The following is a 22,847-nucleotide window of genomic DNA, read 5'->3' on the forward strand; positions in this document are numbered from 1 at the left end:
ACGGATCAGGCCGCGTGCGCGGGACTCTCGGCCGCATGCGAGATCGCCGCGGCGAGCACCTGCTCCTGAGTGAGGCCGACATTGGGGAAGTTGCCCTGCAACTTGCCCTCGCCCACGACGAGGACGCGATCGCTGACGCCCAGCACCTCGGGCATTTCCGAGGACACCATGATGATGGCGACGCCCTTGGCGGCCAGCTCGAACATCAGCTTGTAGATGTCGTACTTGGAGCCGACGTCGACGCCTCGGGTCGGCTCGTCGAGAATCAGCACCTTCGGCTGCGGCAGCAGCATCTTGATCAGCACGGCCTTCTGCTGGTTGCCGCCGGACAAACCGGCGATGGCCAATTCCGGGCCGGCCGTTTTCACGCGCAGGCGCTTGATCTCGGCGTCGACGGTCTGCAGTTCGGCCTGACGATCGATCTGCCCCGCATGCGCATACTGCGCGAGCGTGGCGAGCGTGATGTTGTCGCCCACGCCGAGCATCGGCACGATGCCCTGGCGCTTGCGATCTTCCGGCACCAGCGACAGCCCGGCCTTGATCGCCTGCTCGGGCGAGCGGATTTTCATCAGCTTGCCTTCGAGAACGACTTCCGCTTCGTAGCGGCCCGGGTAGGCGCCGAAGATGGCCGAGACCAGTTCGGTACGCCCGGCGCCGACCAGGCCGGCGATGCCGACGATCTCGCCGCGGCGCACCTCGAACGAAATATCGTCCACGCGCTTGCGGTTGGGATTGGACACATCCCAGCAGGTGACGTGCCTGGCTTCGAAGATCACCTCGCCGACGTCGTGCTCCATCTTCGGGAACAGGTTTTCGATTTCGCGGCCGACCATCGCGGTAATGATGCTGTGCGTGGTCATCTCGCTCATCGGCTTGGTGACGATGTGCTTGCCGTCGCGAATGACGGTGACCGTATCGCACACCCGAGCGACTTCTTCGAGCTTGTGCGAGATGTAGACGCAGGCCACGCCGTCCTTTTTCAGATCCTCGATGATCGACAGCAAGGTGTCGGTTTCGGACGAGGTCAGCGACGACGACGGCTCGTCGAGAATCAGCAGACGCGCATTCTTGGCCAGCGCCTTGGCGATCTCGAACAGCTGCTGATAGCCGCCACCGTAATTGGAAACGCGCGCGGCGACATTCACGTCTTTCAACTTCAGGCGGGCCAGCAGCGCCTCGGCCTTGGCGTACATGGCGTCGTAATCCATCACGCCGCCGAACTTGCGGATCTCGTTGCCGAGGAAGATGTTTTCGGCGACCGACAGCTGCGGCACCAGCATCAGCTCCTGATGAATGATGACGATGCCGGCGTCTTCGCTGTCGCGCACCGAGTGCGCGCGCAGCGGCTTGCCGTCGAACAGGATTTCACCTTCCCACGTGCCATACGGGTACACGCCGGAAAGGACTTTCATAAGGGTAGACTTGCCTGCGCCATTCTCGCCGCACAGGCCGACGCATTCGCCGGGCCGCACGGCCAGGTCGATGCCATTGAGCGCGCGCACGCCGGAAAATTCCTTGACGATCTGGCGCATCTCGAACAGGTATTCGCTCACGGTATTCCTTCAATCGCGGAACGGCGCCCCGCGGATGCAGGGCGCCGTTATCTTACGCGTAACGCGGCTTACTGGCCGACCTGGGCCTGGGTGTAGAAACCGTCCTTCACCACGAGATCGACGTTCTGCTTGGTCAGCAGGGTCGGGGTCAGCAGGATGGTGGGGATGTCGGCCTTGCCGTTGTTCATCTTCGAGGTGAAGCTAGGCGTTTTGCCCTGCGCCAGATCGACGGCGAGGTTGGCCGCATCGGTGGCGATCGTCTTGATCGGCTTGTACACCGTCATGGTCTGGGTGCCGGCCTCGATGCGCTTGATGGCGGCCAGATCGGCGTCCTGACCGGACACGGCCACCTTGCCGGCCAGCTTCTGGCCGGTCAGTGCGGCGATGGCGCCACCGGCGGTACCGTCGTTCGACGCCACGATGCCCTGGATATTGTTCTTGTTGGCGGTCAACGCGTTCTCGATGATCGACTGCGCATTGGAGGCCAGCCACTCGTTGGTCCATTGCTGGCCGACGATCTTGATGTCGCCCTTGGCCACCAGCGGCTTCAGCACCTTGTACTGGCCTTCGCGAAGAATCTTCGCGTTGTTGTCGGTCGGAGCGCCGCCGAGCAGGAAGTAGTTGCCCTTCGGTGCCGCGTTGACCACGCCCTGTGCCTGCATCTGGCCGACCTTGTCGTTGTCGAACGAGATATACGCGTCGACATCGGCGTTGAGGATCAAGCGGTCGTACGAGATGACCTTGATGCCGGCCTTCTTCGCTTCGGCCACCACGGTGGTGAGCGTCTTGGCGTTGAACGGCACGATCACGATCACGTCGACCTTGCGCGAGATCAGGTTTTCGATCTGCTGAATCTGCTTCTGTTCGTTCGCGTCAGCCGACTGCACCGAGACCGTCGCGCCCTTGGCTTCGGCAGCAGCCTTGAAATAGTCGCGATCCTTGGTCCAGCGCTCGACGCGCAAATCGTCGATCGAAAAACCGATGACCGGCTTTTCCTTGCTGGCGTGTGCCGGCATGGCGGCGAACGTGCCGGCCAGCGCCATCGCTGCAGAGAGCGTAAGCGTGCGGAGCGTCTTGCTTTTCATTGTTTTGGTTTTCATGAGTCCCCATCCTGTGTGACGTACAACGTTAGTTGACAGAATCAGCGCCGGTTTCAGCGCCAGCGAAAAGCGGGTGCAACTGCGGATACAACTTCTGGAACAACGGATACCTTTGTTCGCGATAAAACGCACGTCGCGACGCAACAGGAATGAAGTTCGCGACCAGCGACGGCGCGGGACAAACCTCGTCGAGCATGGCGCCCTGCTCCACGGCCAGATGAGCAAGCCGTGCCGCGCCCAGCGCGGGTCCCACGTCACCGCCGGAGCGCTGCTGCAGCGGCTTGCCGAGAATGTCGGCGAGCATCTGGATCCAGTACGCGCTGCGCGAGCCGCCGCCGATCACGGTGATCTCGTCGGAAACCAGACCCGCCGCCTCCACCGCCAGCAGACCATCGAGCAGCCCGAAGCCGACGCCCTCCAGCGTGGCATTGGCCAGGTCGGCGCGCTGCGTGCTGCCGCTCAATCCGACAAACGCGCCGCGGGCGTGACTGTCGTTGTGCGGCGTGCGTTCGCCGCTCAGATACGGCAAAAAGAACGGGCTGCTGCCATGGATAGCGTTCGATGCTTGCGCGTCGCCAAGCAGGGCCGGTACGTTCTCGTACGCGGTCAGCCGCGCGGTGAAGTCCAGGCAGCTGGCGGCGTTGAGCATCACGCTCATCAAATGCCAGGTATTCGGCAGCGCATGGCAGAAGCTGTGTACGGCCTGTGCGGGCCGCGACAGAAAACCGTCGGAAACGGCGAAGAACACACCCGACGTACCGAGCGACAACATCGCCTGCCCAGGCTTGACGATGCCGACACCGACCGCGCCGGCCGCATTATCGCCGCCGCCGGCTGCCACCGGCACGCGTGCGATGCCCCAGCGTTCGGCCAGTTCGCCGCGCAATCGGCCCGTGATCTGATTGCCTTCATGCAACGACGGCATCTGCTCGCGGTTCAGCCCGCACGCGTGCAGCATCTCGTCGCTCCACGCCCGCTTGCCGACATCGAGCCACAGCGTGCCGGCGGCATCGGACATGTCGCTGGCATAATCGCCGGTGAGCTTCAGCCGCAGGTAATCCTTCGGCAGCAATACCTTGGCGATACGCTCGAAAATGCGCGGCTCGTGCTTGCGCACCCACAGCAATTTGGGCGCCGTAAAACCCGGCATCGCCAGATTGCCGGTGATGGCGCGGAAGTTCGGCACCTGTTCGAGTTCGGCGCACTCGATATCGCAGCGGCCGTCGTTCCACAGAATCGCCGGCCGCAGCACGTTGTCGTCGGCGTCGAGCAAGGTCGCGCCATGCATCTGACCGGACAGCCCGATGCCGGCAATAGCGCTCGCGGCAAGGCCGAGTTTCTTGGCCTCGCCGAGCAAAGCGTCGACCGAATCCAGCGTGGCCTGCCACCAGGCTGCAGGGTCCTGCTCGGACCAGCGCGGCTGCGGCTGCGAAAGGGTCAGCGCGGCCGAGGCGCTGGCACGCACCTCGCCATTGCGGTCGACCAGCACGGCCTTGACCGACGATGTCCCCAGATCGATTCCGATAAACATGCGTCGGCTTACCCCGGCGACCGTGCGGACATCGACCGACGATCAACCGTAGACATAGCGATTGACCAGGTTCTCCAGCGCTTCCTGCTGGCCGGACACATGCTTCGGCTGCAGATCGCGTTTCGCTGCCTCGGCGGCCAGGGCCTCGAGGGTGAAGTTGCCGGTCAGCACCTGCTGGCCGAACTCGCCATCCCAGCCCGCGTAGCGCGCTGACTTCATCTTGGCCAGCGTGTCGCGTTCGATCATCTTGGCCGCACGCTCCAGCGCCAGCGCCAACACGTCGATCGCGCCGATATGGCCGTGGAAAAGATCGGCCGGATCGCTGCTCTGACGACGCACCTTGGTATCGAAATTGAAGCCGCCGTTGACGAAGCCGCCCGCACGCAGAATCTCGTAGACGACCAAGGTCATCTCTTCGACGCTATTGGGGAACTGGTCGGTATCCCAGCCGTTCTGCATGTCGCCGCGGTTGGCGTCGATGCTGCCGAATAAACCCAGCGCGATCGACGTGGCCACCTCGTGCTGGAACGAATGTCCGGCCAGCGTGGCGTGGTTGGCCTCGAGGTTGACCTTGACCTCGTGCTCCAGGCCGAAGTCTTTCAGGAAGCCGTACACGGTCGCCGTGTCGTAATCGTACTGATGCTTGGTCGGCTCCTGCGGCTTGGGCTCGATCAGGATGGTGCCGTCGAAGCCGATCTTGTGCTTGTGCTCGACCACCATCTGGAAAAACCGGCCCAGCTGCGCGCGCTCGCGTTTCAGATCGGTATTGAGCAGCGTGTCGTAACCTTCGCGGCCACCCCACAGCACGTAGTTGGCGCCGCCCAGGCGCTTGGTCGCGCCCATCGCGTGGAACACCTGCGTGGCGGCGTAAGCGAATACTTCCGGCTGCGGGTTGCTCGCTGCACCGGCGGCATAGCGCGGGTGGCTGAACACGTTGGCCGTGCCCCACAGCAGCTTCATGCCGGTTTGCGCCTGCTTGGCTTCCAGCACGTCGACCATGGCGGAAAAATTGTTGGCGTACTCTTTCAGGCTATTGCCTTCCGGCGCCACGTCGGTGTCGTGGAAGGTGTAGAACGGCACGCCCAGGCGGCTGAAAAAATCGAACGCCGCATCGGCCTTGGCCTTGGCTTGCTGCATCGGCTCACCCGGCGCATGCCACGGCCGTTCGAACGTGCCGGCACCGAAAACGTCGCTACCCGGCCAGACAAACGTATGCCAGTAGCAGGCGGCCAGACGCAGGTGCTCGGCCATGCTTTTGCCCAGAATCTGGCGCTTGGCGTCGTAGTGGTGAAAAGCCAGCGGATTATCACCAGAAGCCCCCTCGTAGCGGATCGGGGCGATGGCGTCGAAATAAGACATGGTGAACTCCACGGATGATGGCATTGAAAAAGATGTCAGCGCCGATCGGCAGCTGCTTGACCTAAAGAAAGGGCCAGCGATGGCCGCACACGCGACCACCGCAATCCTCGAATGCTGCCCATTCCCGACCCAAGGGGGCAATTGCGAAATCTGGTGCGGGACTGATCATTTTCCCTGTGGCGATGCCGCATGCCAGCAGGGCTGGCGCGTGATAGCGTCTGCACTCTGCCGAGTGATCATCGTCCTGCGCGCAAGCCGCCTGCTCATGTAGGGTGGGTTCCGCGCGGTACTCTGGTGATCCCGCCATACCGGATTAACGAAACGCCCATGGGACTCTCCCCGCCGCCGCACCGCATCGCGCTGCTGTTCAACGCCAACAAAGGCTATGACCGTGAGGTGATCGCGGGCATCGGTCAGTATCTCAATTCGACCCGCGTCGAATGGGATCTGTATCTGGAAGAGGATTTCCGCAGCCGCATTCAGGGCATCGAACGCTGGCACGGCGACGGCATCATTGCCGATTTCGACGACCCGGAAGTGGTGGCTGCATTGAGTCAGTCCGCCCTGCCGGTGGTGGCCGTGGGCGGTTCGTATGCCGATGCGTCGCTGTATCCCGAGCGTATTCCGTATATCGCGACCGACAATGCCAAGCTGGTGCAGTTGGGCTACCGGCACCTGATCGATCAGGGTCTGTCGCATTTCGCCTTCTACAGTTTGCCGCCGGCGCCAGGCAACGCGTGGGCGGCCGAACGCGAGGTCGCTTACGCGCAGCTTCTGCAGGCGGACGAACTGCCGGTCACCATTTTCCGCGGCCAGCCCACCAGCGCCGGCGGCTGGGATCACGCCTCGGAACAGCTGGTCGAATGGCTGCAGGAGCTGCCCAAACCGGTCGGCATTCTGTGCGTCACCGACGCGCGCGCGCGGCAGCTGGTGCAGGCGTGTCAGCTGGCCCGCATATCCGTGCCCGAACAGATTGCCGTGGTCGGTATCGACAACGATTCACTGACCCAGATGCTCACGCGCATTCCGCTGACGTCGGTGATTCAGGGCACCGAGGAAATGGGCCGCACCGCAGCGCATCTACTGCATCAAATGCTGCGCGGTGCCGACCATACGCAGACGCGCATCGTGGTGCCGCCGGTCGGTATCAACGTGCAGTCGTCGAGCAAGCATCAGCCGCTGCGCAGTCCGCTGGTGATGCGCGCGCGTCACTATATTCGCCAGTACGGCTGCCTCGGCGTCAAGACCGAACAAGTGGCCGATTACGTCGGCGTGTCGCGCACCGCACTGGAAGAACACTTCCGTCGCGAACTGAAGCAAACCGTGCATCAGGCTTTGCTGCAGCACAAGCTGGAGCACGCCGGCGAACTGCTGACCAGTTCGTCGCTGCCGCTGGCCGATATCGCGGTGCGCTGCGGCTTTACCTCCTTGCAATACATGTACGCCGTGTTCCGCCGCGAATACAACCTCACGCCCAAACAGTTTCAGGCGCAGCAGCGCGGCATCGACATCACCGAATCCACCGACAGCTCCGCATCATGAACTCCCTCACGTATCCCAATGCCGCCCACGTACCTCACGCCGTTCGCTGGGGAACGCTGGCCGATGGCCGCAAAGTGCACCGCTGGACGATGCGCAACGCGCAGGACATGCGCGTGGACATCAGCGATCTGGGTGGAAGCCTGCTGAGTTGGCACACACCCGATCGTCATGGCCGTATCGAAGGCGTGGTGCTCGGTCATGCCGACCCCATCGCCTACGCCAACGCCCTAGGCTATCTGGGCGCGCTCGTCGGGCGCTGGGGCAACCGTATTCGCAACGGACGTTTCGAACTGGACGGCGTGAGCTATCGGCTCGACCGCAACAACAATGGTCACCACCTGCACGGCGGCCACGAAGGTTTCCACCAGGCGGTCTGGAACGTCGACCGCGATGGCAACGGACTGCTGCTGACCCTGCACTCGCCCGACGGCGAAGGCGGGTTTCCGGGCAATCTCGACGTGCAGGTGCGCTACGAATTGCAAGACGACGGCACGCTACGCCTGGACTATCAGGCGCGCACCGACCAAGCTACGCCGATCAATCTCACCGCACATCCTTACTTCAACCTCGGCGGTGCGCGCGGGGATATTCGCGATCACCTGCTGTGGATCGACGCCGAAGATTTCCTCGCCGTCGATGCCGGCATGATTCCCGCCGGCAAGGAAAGCGTCGCCGGCAGCGCCTTCGATTTTCGTCACGCCGCACCGCTGGGCTCGCGTCTTACCTGGCCGCATCCGCAGCTGGCTGTCGCCAAAGGTTTCGATCACTGCTACTGCCTGCGTGAACCGCACGGCCAGCCGCGCAAGGTCGCCCAGGTGATCGATCCAGCCAGCGGGCGTCGACTTACCGTCATCACCGATCAGCCAGGCCTGCAGCTCTACACCGGGCAGTATCTGGGCGAGTCACCCAAACGCAGTGCGGGCTTCTACAAAGCGTTCGACGGCTTATGTCTGGAGGCGCAAGCCTTCCCGGATCAGATCAACAGCGCCACCGCCGAACGCGTCGTGCTTCGACCGGGTACCGTGTATCGCCAAAGCACCGCGTATCAGATCGATACGCTTTAAAAACGGCAAGCGCAGCATTTAGTCGTTGACGGGCTGGCTCGTCGTCTCCGATTCAGTCGAGCGGCGCTGGCGATCGCGCACGCATCGAACCAGCGCCAACAGCAGCGCCAGCGCCGGTACCAGCACGCCGGGGTTGCCGACTTTCGCCGTGGCGAATCCGCCAGCGCAGGCGCCGATGGCGAAGCTGCAGCACACCATCACGAACAGCCGCGCCTTGTGCAGTGCCAAGGCGTCACCGGGCGGGAAAAGCCCGGTGAACAGCAGCTCGGCGGTGCGCCGCAGGTTGCCGGTGGTCATCACCGAGCTGTAGGGCGAGCCCTCGACCTTGGCAAAGCTGGTGCTCTGCAGCGCCGCGAGAAACGCCACGCCCAGCACGATCGGCAGATCCGGAAAATCGCGCGGCAGTACCGCTACGACAAGCAGAAAAGCGATTTCAATCGCGAGGCTGAGCAAGGCCGTGCGCTGCATCGACCGTCGCGACTCGTGCAGGCGAAGTCGAAAGGCCACAAACACGCCGATGAAAAACGCCAGGATCGGCGGCACGTGACGCAGCGACTTTTCCCACTGCCCCGACGCTGCGTAGATGCCCAGCAGTACGACATTGCCGGTTTGCGCGTTGGCAAACACGCCGCCGTGGCCGAGCCAGGTAAACGCGTCCAGAAATCCGCCTGCGCCACTGAGCAGCATCGCCACCCCGACGGTTTCTTCGGGGCGCGCGGCCGCGTCCTTCCCATGACCTTTCAGCGTGCGAACAAGTGCCTGGATCGACGTTTTCAGAATCTGCTCCCGGCCGCGTCACACGAACCTAAAGACCGCGCGCCGAGCCTGACATACCTCGCGCATCCCGCTCAAGCCAAAGGCGGCCGCCCCGAAAATTCCTGCGGCCCTCACCGATGCGTGTTTCTCTGCGATCATGCGCGGGTTGCCGCTTCTGCCAGGCTGCCAGGGCGGTGTGGCACTTAGCATTCCCTCCATCGCCGTTTCGACTCTCCGCCGTGGTCTGCCACATGACTGACACCACCTCTGTTGATCGATTCCCGTTTATTGGCGGTGGCTCCGAGATGGCCGCGACGATTCGCGCCTTCGACTGGAGCCGCACCCCGTTGGGCGATATCGACGGCTGGCCGGACACGCTGAAGACGGCGACGGCGCTGATTCTGCGCTGCGACGCGCCGATGACCATTCTGTGGGGCGAACCGGGTTATCTGATCTACAACGACGGCTATGCCAGGCTTGCCGCGGCCCGTCACCCTGCTCTATTGGGTATGGGGGTGCGCGAAGGCTGGCCCGAAGCCGCCGATTTCAATAGCCACGTGATCGAACAGGTGCTTGCCGGCAACAGCCTGGTCTACCGCGACCGGCATATGGTGCTGCTGCAAACGGGCAAGCCGGAAGATGTATGGCTCGATCTCCTCTACAGCCCGCTGGTCGACCTCGACGGCGTCGCGCGAGGCGTGCTGGCCCTGGTGCGCGATACCACCCAACAGTTCCAGGTCGAGCAGCGCTTGCGCGTAGCCCAGGAAGCGGGTGGCGTAGGCACATTCGAGTGGTATCCGGACGAGGGCCGAATGGAAGTGTCCGACCAGTACCGGCGGGTGTGGGGGCTCGCACCGAACGAACCGATCAACGACGCGCTGCTGGTCGACATGGTGCATCCGGACGATCGGCATCTGGTCGGGCCCAATCGCTTGAGCTCGTCCAATCCAATCAGCTATTCCGAATTTCGCCTGGTCCATCCGAAGACCGGCGAAATCCGCTGGATTGCGCGACGGGGTGAAACGCTGGCACTCGATGGATCGGGCCGTGCGCCCCGCTACATCGGCATCGCGATGGACATTACCGATCGCAAAAAAGCCGAAGAGGCCGTGATCGAGAGTGAAGCCCGCTGGCGCAACCTGTTCGCGGATATGCAGGAGGGCTTTTTCATCGGCCGCGCTGTGCGCGACGACGCCGGACGCATGGTCGATTTTCTCATCACCGAGCTCAATCCGGCGTTCGGCAAGCAGACTGGCCTGAATGTGCGCGCGTCGATGGGTCGCTCCATTCGCACCTTGGTGCCCGATGTACCGCTATCGGTCATCGATGCCTATGCGCTGGTGCTCGATTCGGGCGAAGCCTCGCAGATGGAAGTGCATATTCCCACGCTGGAAAATCGCTGGTTCGAGGCGCGCGCACGAAAGATCGACAAAGAGCGCTTCGCCGTACTGTTCATGGATATCTCCGAACGCAAGGCGATCGAAGATGCCATGCGCGAGAGCGAGGCACATTTCCGCACCCTGGCGCAGTCGTTGCCGAACCACGTCTGGACCACCGACGGCGAGGGCAATATCGAGTGGTTCAACGATCGCCTCTATGCCTATGCTGGCGTCGAGCCCGGCTCGATGGAAGGCGACAAGTGGTTCGCCCTCGTGCACCCGGACGACGTACAGCCGACCGTCAAAGCCATGCGCAAGGCGCAGGAAACGGGCGATAACTACCAGACTGAACTGCGCCTGCGCCGGCATGACGGCGAGTACCGCTGGCACTTGGCGCGCGCCGTTCCCATCGCCGGTCGCGACGGCGAACCCATACGGTGGCTGGGTACCAGCACCGATATCGACGACCAAAAAGCGGCCGAGGCCGCGCTGAGCAATCTGGCCGCCACGCTTGAAGAGCGCGTCAGCGAGCGCACAGCCGAACTGATCAAGACGCAGGACGCGCTGCGCCAGAGCCAGAAAATGGAATCGATCGGCAACCTCACGGGGGGCATCGCGCATGACTTCAATAATCTGCTGCAGGTGGTCAGCGGCAACCTGCAGCTGCTGGGCAATGACGTGGCCGGCAACGAGCGCGCCGAGCGCCGCGTACAGAATGCGATGGCCGGCGTCACGCGGGGATCGAAGCTGGCTTCGCAGCTGCTGGCGTTCGGCCGACGTCAGCCGCTGGCACCGAAAGTGGTCAACGTGGCGCGCCTCATTCGCGATCTCGACGAACTGCTGCGCCGCTCGCTGGGCGAAGGGATCGAGCTGGAAACGGTGATCGCCGGCGGCCTCTGGAACACGCTGATCGATCCGGGCAATGTCGAGAACGCGCTGCTCAATCTGGCGCTTAACGCACGCGACGCTATGGACGGCCAGGGTCGGCTGACGATCGAAGCGGGCAACGCGACACTCGATCAGGATTACGCCTATCGGTATCCGGAAACGACGCCCGGCCAGTATGTGATGATCGCAGTCAGCGACACCGGCTGCGGCATGACGCCGGACATTATCGAGAAAGTCTTCGAGCCATTCTTTACCACCAAACCCGAGGGCCGCGGCACCGGCCTCGGCCTGTCGATGGTGTACGGCTTCGTCAAGCAGTCTGGCGGTCACGTCAAGATCTACAGCGAGCCCGGTCACGGCACGACGATCCGGATGTATCTCCCGCGTTCGACGCAGGCCGAAGATCCCTTGCTCGATACGGAATCCGGCCCGATCGTCGGCGGCGACGAAACGATTCTCGTGGCCGAGGATGACGACGCGGTGCGCGATACCGTCGTCGCCCTGCTCGCCGAGCTCGGCTATCGGGTACTCAAGGCCAAGGACGCGCAAGGCGCACTCACCATCATCGAAAGCGGCATCGCCATCGACCTGCTGTTTACCGATGTGGTGATGCCCGGCGATCTGAAAAGCCCCGAACTGGCCAGCCGGCTGCGCGAGCGCCTGCCGCAGCTGGCGATTCTCTTTACGTCTGGCTATGCGGAAAACTCCATCGTCCACGGTGGCCGCCTCGACGAAGGCGTGGAGCTGCTGAGCAAACCCTATACGCATGAGGCGCTGGCGCGGCGGCTGCGTCAGGTGCTTGATGGACGGCAGCCGCGCAACACAGCGGGCAGCGCTGCGCCCGCCCCGGCGCAGCGCACAAGCAACCGCCGACTGCCCGCGCAAGCCGCGCGGCCGCTGCATATTCTGCTGTGCGAAGACGACGATCTGATTCGCATGAGCGTGGCAGAAATGCTCGAATCTCGCGGCCACCTCGTGCTCGAAGCCGACAGCGCCGCGCGCGCGGTGCAAATCCACGGCAAACAGCACGTCGATCTTCTGCTGACAGACATCGGCCTGCCCGACGCGTCCGGCATCGAACTCGTTCAAGCACTGCGAACCCTCTCCCCCGACCTTCCCGTGCTGTTCGCCACCGGTCAACTCGACACCGGCGACATTCCCAAAGATGCGCGCACCGCATCGATACTCAAGCCTTATGGCGTCGAGGCGTTGCTGCAGGCGATCGACGGACTGCGTCTGGCGACCTGAGTCAGCGCCCGAAGATAATTTCCTTACCCTCGTGATCGCGATCCCAACCGCGCAGCTGGTCGCGGATATGGGCGATGCGCTGGCGACCGAGGGCGTTGCGCTCTTCGTCCAGCACATGACCATCCAGGAGCTCGGCCAGGCGCTGCGCGGTGGGCAGCATCGCGTCCCAGGCGTCGAGTGCGGAGAGCGGGCCCGGCAAGGTCATGAAGAAGCTGACGCCCGGCGTGCGCAGCGCGTCGAGGCGCACCAGATCGAAATTGCCCGGCTTGAGCATATTGGCGACGCTGAAGATCGGGCCGAGTTCGCGCTTGCCCTCCAGCAGGCGGTGATAGATGCCCATGTCGCCGAATTCGAGACCGGCCTTTTCGGCGGCCACCACCAGGTTCGGCCCGTTGAAGTGCTCGCCCTCGCGAGCCACTACGAACAGCGTGACGATCCGCTCGACCGCCAGCTGCGCCGGGCGTCGACCGAGGTCGGAGCGCGGCGGGATTTTGGGCGCGGGGGCCGGAGCCGGTGCGGGCGCAGCCGCGGGCACCGGTGCCACCGAGATCTCCGGCTGCGGTAGAGCACTGCCTTCGTCGGGAACGCTGGGTGCGCGCAACGCATCGACGATGGACGCGGCGTGACCGACCAGCTTCGACGGCATCGGCTTGCTGCTCGGACGCTCGCCGGACAAGGTGGCGCCCAGGCGCTCCAGTTCGGCGCGCATGCCGACGTCCAGCTCGCCCTGCTTCGGCTTGAGCGGCATGTCGAAGGCATCGTCGTAGGAGGCATCGCGCGCGCTGAAAGAGGGCGTGTCGTCGTCGATGTCGTCATCCCCAAGCCGGGGCTCGCGACGTTCGCCTGACGACGCGCTGGGTACGGCGCGGCGCTTGCCCTGCTCTTTCTTCGGCTGTCCGAACAGCCAGATCAACGCCAGGATGATGATGGCGACGATCAGCAGCGGAACACCGACGGCGGGGTTCCAGGCAAAAGCGAGCACGGGTTGCATGGTCATCGTAAATTCCTCAAGCGGCGCCTGCGAGTTTAGCCGCTTCCGCAAGATCCACCTGCACCAGTCGCGACACGCCCGGCTCGCGCATGGTCACGCCGCACAGCTGGGTGGCCGCTTCCATCGTGGCCTTGTTGTGGCTGATGAAGATGAACTGCACTTTTTCGCTCATTTCGCGCACCAGGCTGGAGAAGCGGCCGACGTTGGCTTCATCCAGCGGCGCGTCGACCTCGTCCAGCAGGCAGAACGGCGCCGGGTTGAGGCCGAAGATGGCGAACACCAGCGCGACGGCCGTGAGCGCCTTTTCGCCACCGGACAGCAGGGTGATATTGGACACGCGCTTGCCCGGCGGGCGCGCCATGATCGCCACGCCGGTATTGAGCAGGTCGTCGCCGGTCAGCTCTAGATACGCATGGCCACCGCCGAACAGCCGCGGGAACAGCTCCTGCACGCCGGCATTGACCTTGTCGAAGGTCTCCTTGAAACGCTGGCGGGTTTCGCGATCGATCTTCTTGATCGCCCCTTCCAGAGTTTCCATCGCACTGACCAGATCGGCGAGCTGATTGTCCAGATAGGTCTTGCGCTCGCTCTGCTCGGCGTGTTCCTGGATCGCGGCCAGGTTGACCGGCTCCAGCCGCACGATCTTCTGGCCCAGTTCGCCGAGCTGCTGGCGCCACTGATTGGCGTCGATGTCCTCGGCCAGTTCGGCCAGCAGCGTTTCGAGTTCCAGACCGGATTCGCGGATCGCCTCGGCCAGCTGCTCGGCGCGCATCTGCAGCGCCTGCGCCGCCAGCCGCTTTTGCGAAAGCCCTTCGCGCAGCGCGCTGAGGCCGTGCTCGGCGCGCTGGCGCTCCTGCTCCAGGCGACGGAATTCGCCGTCGCAGTCGTCCAGCGCGCGGCGCGCTTCGACCAGTTGCTTGTCGACCAGCAGGCGCTGGTCGAGATAGGTCTGTCGCTCGGCTTCGAGTTCGGCGATCGGATCGGAACCGGCGGCCAGCTGTTCGACGATGTCGGCGCGACGCGCGGCGATCTGCGCCAGCTGCGCGTCCATGCGGGCGAGCGACTGTTCCAGCGACGACAGCGATGAACGTCGCGACTCCAGGCCTAGCGCCAGCGCATGCGACTGGTCGGCCGCCTCGCGCGCATTCATGCGCGCTTCTTCGCGCGCTTCGAGCAGGGTGCGCCGTTCGTTTTCCAGCGCGCGGCGTTCGTCTTCCAGATCGCCCATCAAGCCGACGGATTCGTCCAGACGGGCGCGAGCTTCCCGGGTCTGGCCCTGAAGCTCGTCGAGCTGGTTGGCCAGATCGTCGAGTTCCTCGCCGACCTTGGCCGCGCGCGCGCGCGCGGTTTCCAGCTTGCCGCGATGGCTTTGCAGCTGACCGGCCAACTCGGACTGCTTGCGATGCGCGTTGTAGAGCTCGCGCTGGGCATCGTCACGCGCCCGCTCGACCTCGAACTTGCCGGTACGCAGGCTTTCCAGGCGCTCACCGTCTTCTTCGAGCTGCGCTTCCAGCGTGGCGATCTGCTCGGCCAGCAGGCGCAGCTCGCGCTCACGCGCCAGCACGCCGACCTGATTGCCCTGCGCGCGGCGCACGCGCGCCCACTGCGGCGCCAACCAGTCGCCGTCGCGGGTGATGATGGATTGCTCGGGGCGCAGCGACGCCACGCGGCGGCTGGCCTCCTCCAGCGTGTCGGCCGTCTGCACGTTCGCCAACAATTGCAACGCGGCAGCCGGCCCGTGCACGCGAGCGGCCAGCGTGTCGGCAGCGCCCTGGCTGCCGTCGGCGGACGCCAGCAAAGCGATATCGGCCTCGCCCAGGCTATCGAATTCCGACACCAGGCCCAGCGGGCTGTCGACCAGCACACCGTCGAGCAGGCCGGCCAGCACGGTTTCCACCGCCGTTTCCCAACCCGCGTCGACCTGCAAGGCTTCGCCCAGCCGGCGCGACTTGTTCAATCCCAGGCGACTGAGCCAGCCGCTGGCGGCGCTCTCTTCCTGGCCCAGGGCCGCGTGCTGCAGTGCCTCCAGCGACGCATGGCGCCCGCGAGCCGACTGCAGCTGCTGGCGCGCCTCGTTGAGGCTGGACTGGACCTGACGCTCTTCGTCGAGCACCTTTTCATGGCTGAGCTTGTGTTGATCGAGCAGGCTGCCGAGCGTTTCGACACGCTCGCGCTGGGTGTCGTGATCGGCATGCAGCTGTTCGCCGGCCGCGTCGAGCGCGGCGACGTCAGTCGCCTTCTGCTCCGCTTCCAGCGCCTCGCGGCGCTTGGACAGATCGACGCTCTGGCGGTCGAGGTAATTGAGCTTGGTGCGCTCGACTTCGGCCGCGCGGCTGGATTCGCCAGCATGCCGGGTGTGGCTGTCCCAGCGCTGCTGCCAGTCGGCCAGCTTGGTTTCGGTCTCGCGCTGGGCTTCGGCGGTGTCGTCCTGCAGTTGCTGCAGCGCTTCGAGTTTCGGCTCGCCCTCGGCCAGCGCGGTGCGCAGCGCTTCCACCTGCTCGCGGTCGGTAGCGATGTGCGCGGCCAGCTCGGCGTGCTCGCGCTCGGCGTCAGCCTGCGCGCGCTGAAGGCGATCGGCGGTCTCGCGGCTGTAGCGCACCTGCTGCTCGACGCGGGCGATCTCGGCGCCGACCTTGTACACCTCGGCCTGCACGCTGTTGAGATGTTCGCTGGCGCCGGTATGGCGCTCGCGCACGGTTTCCAGCTGCGCTTCGATCTGGCGCTGGCCGGCCAGCTGCTTCTCGATTTCGGTTTCCGCTGCCGACAGGTCGGCACCTTCGCCATCGTGCTGGCTTTTCAGGCCGCGGTATTCCAGCGCGCGCAGCTCGGCTTCCTTGCGCGTTTGCTCTTCCTTCAAAGCCTTCCAGCGCTCGGCGGCGCGGGCCTGACGGTTGAGGTGGTCGAGCTGCTTGTCGACCTCGTCGCGCACGTCGCGCACGCGATCGAGGTTCTCGCGGGTGGCCTTGATGCGGCTCTCGGTTTCCTTGCGCCGCTCCTTGTATTTGGAGATGCCGGCGGCCTCTTCCAGATGTGTGCGCAGCTCTTCGGGATGCGCCTCGATGATCTGGCTGATCATGCCCTGCTCGATGATCGAGTAGCTGCGCGGACCCAGACCGGTGCCGAGGAACAAATCGGTGATGTCGCGTCGACGGCAGCGCGTGCCGTTCAAATAATAGGCGGACTGGCCGTCGCGGGTGACCTGGCGCTTGACCGAGATTTCGGCGTACTGGCCGTATTCGCCCTGCACCGAACCGTCGCTGTTGTCGAAGATCAGCTCGACCGTGGCCTGACCCACCGGCTTGCGCGAATTGGAGCCGGAGAAGATCACGTCCGTCAACGAATCGCCGCGCAGGCGGCTGGCCGCGCTCTCGCCCATGACCCAGCGGATCGCGTCGATGATATTGGACTTGCCGCAACCGTTCGGACCCACCACGCCGATCATGTTGCTCGGCAGCTGCAGGGTGGTCGGGTCCACAAAGGACTTGAAACCGGCAAGTTTGATCGTGGTCAGGCGCATGCGGTCATCAATAGATTCATCAGGTAACGCCTTCAGTGGTCGGGCTTGTCACTGTGCCAAACCACGAACGGGGCTGCAATGCGCTCGCAGTGCAGAAACAAGCTTAGATAATAATCTTATCTTATTGTTATAAATAACTATTTATCACCAGCATCGATCGAAAGCGCGTGGATGCCGTTATCCATCAACCCCTCCATCGCCGCATAAACCATACGGTGACGCTGCAGCGGCAGCTTGCCGGCGAAGGCCGCGCTGACGATGCGCACATGGAAATGCCCCTTGCCGGCGTTGCCGTGCGACGCGTGCTTGTAGCCCTCGTCCAGCACTTCGAGCGCGGTCGGCGCAAAGGCGACCTCCAGGCGGCGGCGGATTTCATCCAGCATTGGGGTCATGGCTGGCGCGCCGCTCACGCGCTGGGCAGCGTCTTGCGGAACGGCCGCACTTTGACGTCAGCGTAGACGCCGGCGGCCATATAGGGATCGGCCTTGGCCCAGCTTTCGGCTTCTTCCAGCGAAGCGAATTCCGCGACGATCAGGCTGCCGGTAAAGCCGGCAGGGCCCGGATCTTCCGAGGCGATCGCCGGAAACGGGCCAGCCAGAAGTAAACGGCCTTCGTCGTTCATCTGCTGCAGCCGCGCCAGATGCGGCGGCCGATTGGCGACGCGAGCTTCAAGCGAATGGGGGACGTCATTGGCAACGATGGCAAACCACATCTCAGGCCTCCGGGCGCATATAGGGGAAAAGCAGCACGTCGCGGATCGAGGCCGATCCGGTCAGCAGCATGACCAGTCGGTCGATGCCGATGCCCAGGCCGCCGGTCGGCGGCAGGCCGACTTCCAGCGCGCGGATATAGTCGGCATCGAAGTGCATGGCCTCGTCGTCGCCGGAGTCCTTGGCGTCGACCTGCGCCTGGAAGCGCGCGGCCTGATCTTCCGGATCGTTCAACTCGGAAAACCCGTTCGCCAGCTCTTTGCCGTTGATGAACAGTTCGAAGCGATCGGTGATGCCCTTGTCGGTATCGCTCTCACGCGCCAGCGGCGACACCTCCACCGGATGATCGGTGATGAAGGTCGGCTGGATCAGGGTGTGCTCGACCGTCTTTTCGAAGATTTCCAGCAGCAGCTTGCCCCAGCCGTAGCCGGGCTTGACCTGCACCTTCAGGCGCGCGGCATGTGCTGCCATGGCGTCGCGATCGCGCAGCTCTTCGCGCTTGATCTCAGGGTTGTGCTCCAGCACGGCGTCCTCCATGCGCCAGCGGCGGAACGCCGGGCCGACGTCGATTTCGGCGCCGTCCCAGGTCAGCTGCGTCGTGCCGAGTACGCTTTGCGCCGTATCGCGGATCACCGATTCGGTGATGTCCATGATCTCGTGATAGGTGGCGTACGCCTGATACAGCTCCAGCATGGTGAACTCGGGGTTGTGTCGGGTCGACACACCCTCGTTGCGGAAATTGCGGTTGATCTCGTATACCCGATCGAAGCCGCCGACGACCAGTCGCTTCAGATACAGCTCCGGCGCCACACGCAAGTACAGGTCCATGTCCAGCGCATTGTGATGCGTGATGAACGGCTTGGCCGTGGCGCCGCCGGGAATCACGTGCATCATCGGCGTTTCGACTTCCATGAAACGACGCGGCGGCGCTTCCAGCCACTGGCGCATGAAGCCGATGATCTTCGAGCGCGTGACGAACGTACGCCGCGCCTCTTCGGTTACGATCAGGTCGACATAGCGCTGGCGGTAACGTTGCTCCACGTCGGCCAGGCCGTGAAACTTGTCCGGCAGCGGACGCAGGCTCTTGGTCAGCAGGCGCAGGCTGTCGGCACGCACGGAGAGCTCGCCGGTCTTGGTGCGCATCAGCACGCCTTCGGCGCCAATGATGTCGCCGACGTCCCAACCCTTGAACGCCTCGTAAGCCTCGCCCACCGTGCCCTGATGGATGAACAGCTGGATGCGCCCGGTGTAATCCTGCAGCTGCACAAAGCTGACTTTGCCTTGCACGCGCTTGAGCACGATGCGACCGGCCACCTTCACCCGCCGCGCCGCCGCCTCGATCACTTCGGCCGTCTGAACGTCCTTGTCGGCGAACTCGATTTGCAGGTCGCCGGTAAAGCTGTCGATCTTGAAGTCGTTCGGAAACGCGATGCCCTGCCCGCGCAGCGCGGTCAGTTTCTCGCGACGCTCGGCGATGAGGCGGTTTTCGTCGACGATTGGCTCGGCGGGGTCAGTTATTTGATCGGTCATTTCGGGATTTCAGAAAGGGGCGAGGGACGAGTAGCGAGGGCGCATCACTGATGCGCCGCCTCAAGTTTGTTGTCCAGGGATTTACGCAGTCCCCGAAGAATACGACCTAGCTCATCACAGCAAGAAAGAGTCTGATCCAACTGCCCAGCTTCGGTCATTTTCAGACGCGATATAAGCTCAAGCTGGGTTTCCAGTTCAGCCAGTGAACCTCGAGCGATAGCGATGTAGCGAATGAACTCCTTTGTCGACTCACGCGCATGCCCTTCGGCAATGTTGGAAGGTATCGAGACCGCCGATCGGCGAAGCTGGGATGCCAGTCCAAACCGCTCGTCCGCCGGCAACAACGAAACCAGGGCGTAGACCGATTCCACCAGCCGCATCGCCTGCTGCCAAGCCACCAGATCGCGATATGACCGGATCGTCGCGCCCTCGCTACTCATCCTTCGCCCCTACTCGCCGCGACATTATGCGTCACTGCGCTTGGAGCCCGCTTCCAAGCCGGACTTCAAACTCGCCTCAATGAACTCATCAAGGTCACCGTCGAGCACCTTCTGCGTGTCGGTGCGCTCGATACCGGTGCGCAAATCCTTGATGCGGCTCTGGTCGAGCACGTAATTACGGATCTGGCTGCCCCAGCCGATGTCGGACTTGGTTGCTTCCAAGGCATCACGCTCGACGTTGCGCTTTTGCACTTCCAGCTCGTACAGCTTGGCGGCCAGCATCTTCATCGCGGTGGCGCGGTTGGCGTGCTGGCTGCGGCCGGTCTGGCAGGCCACGACCGTATTGGTCGGAATATGCGTGATGCGCACCGCCGATTCGGTTTTGTTGACGTGCTGACCACCGGCGCCGGAGGAGCGGTAGACGTCCGTCTTCAGGTCGGCCGGATTGATATCGATATCGATGTCGTCATCGACTTCGGGCGAAACGAAGACCGAGGTAAAACTGGTGTGGCGGCGATTGTCCGAATCGAACGGCGACTTGCGCACCAGGCGATGCACGCCGATCTCGGTTTTCAGCCAGCCGTAAGCGTAATCGCCTTCCACGCGGAAGGTGGCGGATTTGATGCCGGCCACGTCGCCGCCGGAGACTTCCATCAGCTCGGTCTGCCAGCCGCGCGATTCGCACCAGCGCAGGTACATGCGCAGCAACATTTCGGCCCAGTCCTGCGCCTCGGTGCCGCCGGCGCCAGCCTGGATATCGACGAAGGCGTTGGTCGCGTCCATCTTGCCGGAAAACATGCGCTGAAATTCCAGCTTGCTGATCTGTCCATCGAGTCGCGCCACGTCGGTCACGACCGACTGTGCGGTTTCCTCGTCGCCGTCGGCAATGGCCATCTCCAGCAGTTCACCGGCATCGGTGAGACCGGCGGTGAGGCTATCAATACCGCTGACGATGGTGTCTAGGCGGGCGCGTTCGCGGCCCAACTCCTGCGCGCGTGCCGGATCGTCCCAGATGGTGGGGCTTTCCAGCTCGCGGGTTACTTCTTCGAGACGCTCACGCTTGGTGGCGTAGTCAAAGATACCCCCGAAGCGACTCGACGCGGCCGCTGAGGTCCGCAATCTGCGCGAGGATGGGATTGGTTTCGATCATGGGTTCGCTCTTACCGGTTTTTCGACCCACCATAATAGCAGACGACAACCGGCGGTCAGCGCTGCCGGCTTGGCCTCAGCGCTCGGCCAGCGCCATGGTTTGGTGCGAAATGACGGGCTAACCGGACGGCGCGCAGCCTAAAGCACTGGCCCGGGATACATCAGTCGTCAAACGCCTCGACGGTTTTGCGATGCCCGAGCAGAAATGCGTCGGCCACCAGGCGCAGCGGAGCCGTATCCACATCGCTACGACCGTTCTGGATCAGCGCCGCAAAGTGCGCATATAACCCGGCGTACTCACGATCCTCAGCGCGCTCGACGCCACTTGGCAGCTCCAGAACCGCGCCGCCGTTGGCGAGTTTCAACGTGCCGGCATCGGTCTCGACCACGATGTCCCAACTTTGCGGGCCGGTCTGGCGCCAGTCCAGATCCATCGCTATCTCGACGCCTGCGGTATCCGTGAACGTCATTTCGGCGGCGATCGGCGCCGCGCGATTGGACGGTGTCGAAAGGACGGCGGAGCGCAGAAAGAACGCGCGCGGCAGGATACGCGTGGCGATAGACAATGCATTGATGCCGGGGTCGAACACGCCCAGACCACCCGGTTCCCAGATCCACGTCTGTCCCGGATGCCACACGCGAACGTCCTCGCGCCAGATGATCGACACGCGCTCGATACGCCGATCGGCCAGCCACGCGCGCGCGCGCTCCACACCGGCGGCGTAACGCGAGTGCCAGCCGGCGAACAGGGTAAAGCCACTGATCTTGGCCTGCTCTTCCAGTGCCGCCACTTCGGCCAGCGTCGCGCCCGGAGGTTTTTCGAGAAAGACGTGCGCGCCCCGCGCCAGCGCTTTCGCGGCCAGCTCGTAGCGAACCTGCGGCGGCGTGCAAAGAACCACGGCATCGACCGCAAGGCCATCGTCGAACAGCGCTTCGAGGGTATCGAAACGAGCAGCCCCCTCGACGTTTGAGGTGCTACTTGGATCCACCAGGGCCGTGAGATGGAAGGCATCATTGCCTGCGATGGCGGGAAGATGCTGATCGCGGGCGATCTTGCCCAGGCCGATCACCGCCACTCGTATCGGACTCATCTCAAAGCGCCTTGATGCTGAATGTCTGTTCCGACGCGATCGCCAGCCGGTTGCATAGAGGTAAGGTGAACGGCGCCGCCTCGATCTCGAACTGATCGCCGACCTGCGTTTTTATGCCGTCGGAGAACGACAGCGTGGCGGTGCCAAAAAAATGCACATGGACATCGCCCGGCTGGCGAAATACGTCGTACTTGAAATGATGCGCCTCAAGATTGGCGAAACTGTGCGACATGTTTTCCTCGCCGGAAAGGAACGGCTTTTCCCACAGCACCGCGTCGCCGCGCCGGATACGGCTGGTGCCTTCAATCTGTGCCGGCATCGGACCGACCAGCAATTCTGGCCCCAGCGCCGCCTGCCGCAGCTTGGAGTGCGCCAGCCAGAGATAGTTGTGGCGCTCGGTGACGTGATCGCTGAATTCGTTGGCCAGGCACACGCCCAAGCGAAACGGTGTGCCGTCTTCACCAATCAGATAAATGCCCGCCAGCTCGGGTTCTTCGCCGCCGTCTTTCGCGAACGACGGCGACGTCAACGGCTGGCCGGGACCGACCAAGCCAAACCCGTTGCCCTTGTAGAACCATTCCGGCTGGCTGCCGACTTGGCCAGCAGCCGGCTTGCCGCCTTCGACACCTTCGAGAAATATCCGCATCGAATCGGTCTGCTTCTCGGCCGCTGCCGCCGCGCGATGCATCTTGTCGCGGCCTTCGGCAGATCCCAGATGAGTGAGGCCCGTGCCAGTCATGAACAGATGCGCCGGATCCGGGTGATCGATCGGCGCGAGCAGCCGGCCAGCGGCCAATTCGGCGGCAACGTCCACCGACTCGCCAAAGCCGCAATCCGCCACCGCGCCCGCGAGATCCGTGCCCATGGTGATCGCCAGCTGCGCGAGCGCGCGCACGCTGTCGACGCCAACCACAAAGGCGTCGCCGTTGCCGGTGGAGGCGATGACGGAGCGATGGCCGCTCTCGTCACGATGCTGCAGAAGGCGCAAGGTCATGTTGT

At 63.8% G+C, this 22,847-nt stretch carries 18 protein-coding genes; 4 read left to right on the forward strand and 14 right to left on the reverse strand.

Features of this window, described 5'->3' with window-relative positions; all coding sequences use genetic code 11:
- Nucleotides 1–5: 5 nt before the first annotated feature.
- The 4 genes from HDE78_RS18550 to xylA form a co-directional block, all read right to left on the reverse strand.
- Nucleotides 6–1,553: a xylose ABC transporter ATP-binding protein gene (locus tag HDE78_RS18550; RefSeq protein WP_179482258.1), complete on the reverse strand. Its 1,548-nt coding sequence runs from the start codon at nt 1,551–1,553 to the stop codon at nt 6–8.
- Nucleotides 1,554–1,621: 68 nt separating this feature from the next.
- A complete protein-coding gene (xylF, locus tag HDE78_RS18555; RefSeq protein ID WP_255457898.1) occupies nt 1,622–2,653 on the reverse strand; it encodes a D-xylose ABC transporter substrate-binding protein in 1,032 nt (343 codons plus the stop codon).
- A gap of 28 nt (nt 2,654–2,681) precedes the next feature.
- The gene (gene xylB / locus HDE78_RS18560; protein ID WP_179482260.1) at nt 2,682–4,184 is read right to left on the reverse strand and encodes a xylulokinase; all 1,503 of its coding nucleotides are present in this window, start codon (nt 4,182–4,184) and stop codon (nt 2,682–2,684) included.
- Nucleotides 4,185–4,226: 42 nt separating this feature from the next.
- Nucleotides 4,227–5,543: a xylose isomerase gene (xylA, locus tag HDE78_RS18565; RefSeq protein WP_179482262.1), complete on the reverse strand. Its 1,317-nt coding sequence runs from the start codon at nt 5,541–5,543 to the stop codon at nt 4,227–4,229.
- Here xylA and HDE78_RS18570 point away from each other — a divergent pair.
- From HDE78_RS18570 to HDE78_RS18580, 3 genes are read left to right on the forward strand one after another with little or no spacing between them, the layout of a single operon-like run.
- The gene (locus tag HDE78_RS18570) at nt 5,542–5,814 is read left to right on the forward strand and encodes a hypothetical protein (protein ID WP_179482264.1); all 273 of its coding nucleotides are present in this window, start codon (nt 5,542–5,544) and stop codon (nt 5,812–5,814) included. The two genes, xylA and HDE78_RS18570, sit on opposite strands and share 2 nt — an antisense overlap.
- 56 nt (nt 5,815–5,870) lie before the next feature.
- Complete coding sequence (locus tag HDE78_RS18575; protein WP_179482266.1) at nt 5,871–7,085, forward strand: DNA-binding transcriptional regulator; 1,215 nt, start codon at nt 5,871–5,873, stop codon at nt 7,083–7,085.
- Nucleotides 7,082–8,149 carry an aldose epimerase family protein gene (locus HDE78_RS18580; protein ID WP_179482268.1) on the forward strand — a complete coding sequence of 356 codons (1,068 nt, stop codon included), beginning with the start codon at nt 7,082–7,084 and terminating at the stop codon, nt 8,147–8,149. Before HDE78_RS18575 ends, HDE78_RS18580 begins: the two co-directional genes overlap by 4 nt.
- Nucleotides 8,150–8,167: 18 nt before the next feature.
- On the opposite strand, the gene HDE78_RS18585 is transcribed toward HDE78_RS18580, so the two are convergent.
- A complete protein-coding gene (locus HDE78_RS18585) occupies nt 8,168–8,836 on the reverse strand; it encodes a YoaK family protein (protein ID WP_179482320.1) in 669 nt (222 codons plus the stop codon).
- Nucleotides 8,837–9,156: 320 nt separating this feature from the next.
- Between HDE78_RS18585 and HDE78_RS18590 the strand changes: the two genes are divergently transcribed.
- Nucleotides 9,157–12,420 carry a PAS domain S-box protein gene (locus tag HDE78_RS18590; protein ID WP_179482270.1) on the forward strand — a complete coding sequence of 1,088 codons (3,264 nt, stop codon included), beginning with the start codon at nt 9,157–9,159 and terminating at the stop codon, nt 12,418–12,420.
- 1 nt (nt 12,421) lies between these two features.
- Here the strand turns inward: HDE78_RS18590 and zipA are convergent, their stop codons facing one another.
- The 9 genes from zipA to araD1 all read right to left on the reverse strand — a co-directional run bounded on the left by zipA (nt 12,422) and on the right by araD1 (nt 22,842).
- Entirely contained in the window at nt 12,422–13,417 is a 996-nt protein-coding gene (zipA, locus tag HDE78_RS18595; protein ID WP_179482272.1) for a cell division protein ZipA, read from the reverse strand.
- A gap of 10 nt (nt 13,418–13,427) precedes the next feature.
- A complete protein-coding gene (gene smc / locus HDE78_RS18600; protein WP_179482274.1) occupies nt 13,428–16,928 on the reverse strand; it encodes a chromosome segregation protein SMC in 3,501 nt (1,166 codons plus the stop codon).
- Between the two features lie 137 nt (nt 16,929–17,065).
- Nucleotides 17,066–17,311, reverse strand: coding sequence for a BolA family protein (locus HDE78_RS18605; protein ID WP_179482276.1), 246 nt, complete (start codon nt 17,309–17,311; stop codon nt 17,066–17,068).
- A 23-nt stretch (nt 17,312–17,334) separates the two neighbouring features.
- Nucleotides 17,335–17,640, reverse strand: a complete 306-nt coding sequence (locus tag HDE78_RS18610) for a YciI family protein (RefSeq protein ID WP_179482278.1) — start codon at nt 17,638–17,640, stop codon at nt 17,335–17,337.
- A gap of 1 nt (nt 17,641) precedes the next feature.
- Nucleotides 17,642–19,168 (reverse strand): lysine--tRNA ligase, encoded by a 1,527-nt coding sequence (gene lysS, locus HDE78_RS18615; RefSeq protein WP_179482280.1) that lies wholly within the window; start codon nt 19,166–19,168, stop codon nt 17,642–17,644.
- 44 nt (nt 19,169–19,212) lie between these two features.
- Nucleotides 19,213–19,608 carry a four helix bundle protein gene (locus HDE78_RS18620; protein WP_179482282.1) on the reverse strand — a complete coding sequence of 132 codons (396 nt, stop codon included), beginning with the start codon at nt 19,606–19,608 and terminating at the stop codon, nt 19,213–19,215.
- Nucleotides 19,609–19,632: 24 nt separating this feature from the next.
- Nucleotides 19,633–20,758 (reverse strand): peptide chain release factor 2 gene (prfB, locus tag HDE78_RS18625; protein ID WP_179482284.1). Its coding sequence is split into 2 segments (ribosomal slippage): nt 19,633–20,682 and nt 20,684–20,758, totalling 1,125 coding nucleotides; the frame shifts between segments, so codons are not numbered across the junction.
- 160 nt (nt 20,759–20,918) lie between these two features.
- The gene (locus HDE78_RS18630) at nt 20,919–21,848 is read right to left on the reverse strand and encodes a Gfo/Idh/MocA family oxidoreductase (RefSeq protein ID WP_179482286.1); all 930 of its coding nucleotides are present in this window, start codon (nt 21,846–21,848) and stop codon (nt 20,919–20,921) included.
- A gap of 1 nt (nt 21,849) precedes the next feature.
- Nucleotides 21,850–22,842 carry an AraD1 family protein gene (gene araD1, locus HDE78_RS18635; RefSeq protein ID WP_304624718.1) on the reverse strand — a complete coding sequence of 331 codons (993 nt, stop codon included), beginning with the start codon at nt 22,840–22,842 and terminating at the stop codon, nt 21,850–21,852.
- Between the last annotated feature and the right edge of the window lie 5 nt (nt 22,843–22,847).

Source organism: Rhodanobacter sp. K2T2 (assembly GCF_013408815.1).
Classification (GTDB): domain Bacteria; phylum Pseudomonadota; class Gammaproteobacteria; order Xanthomonadales; family Rhodanobacteraceae; genus Rhodanobacter.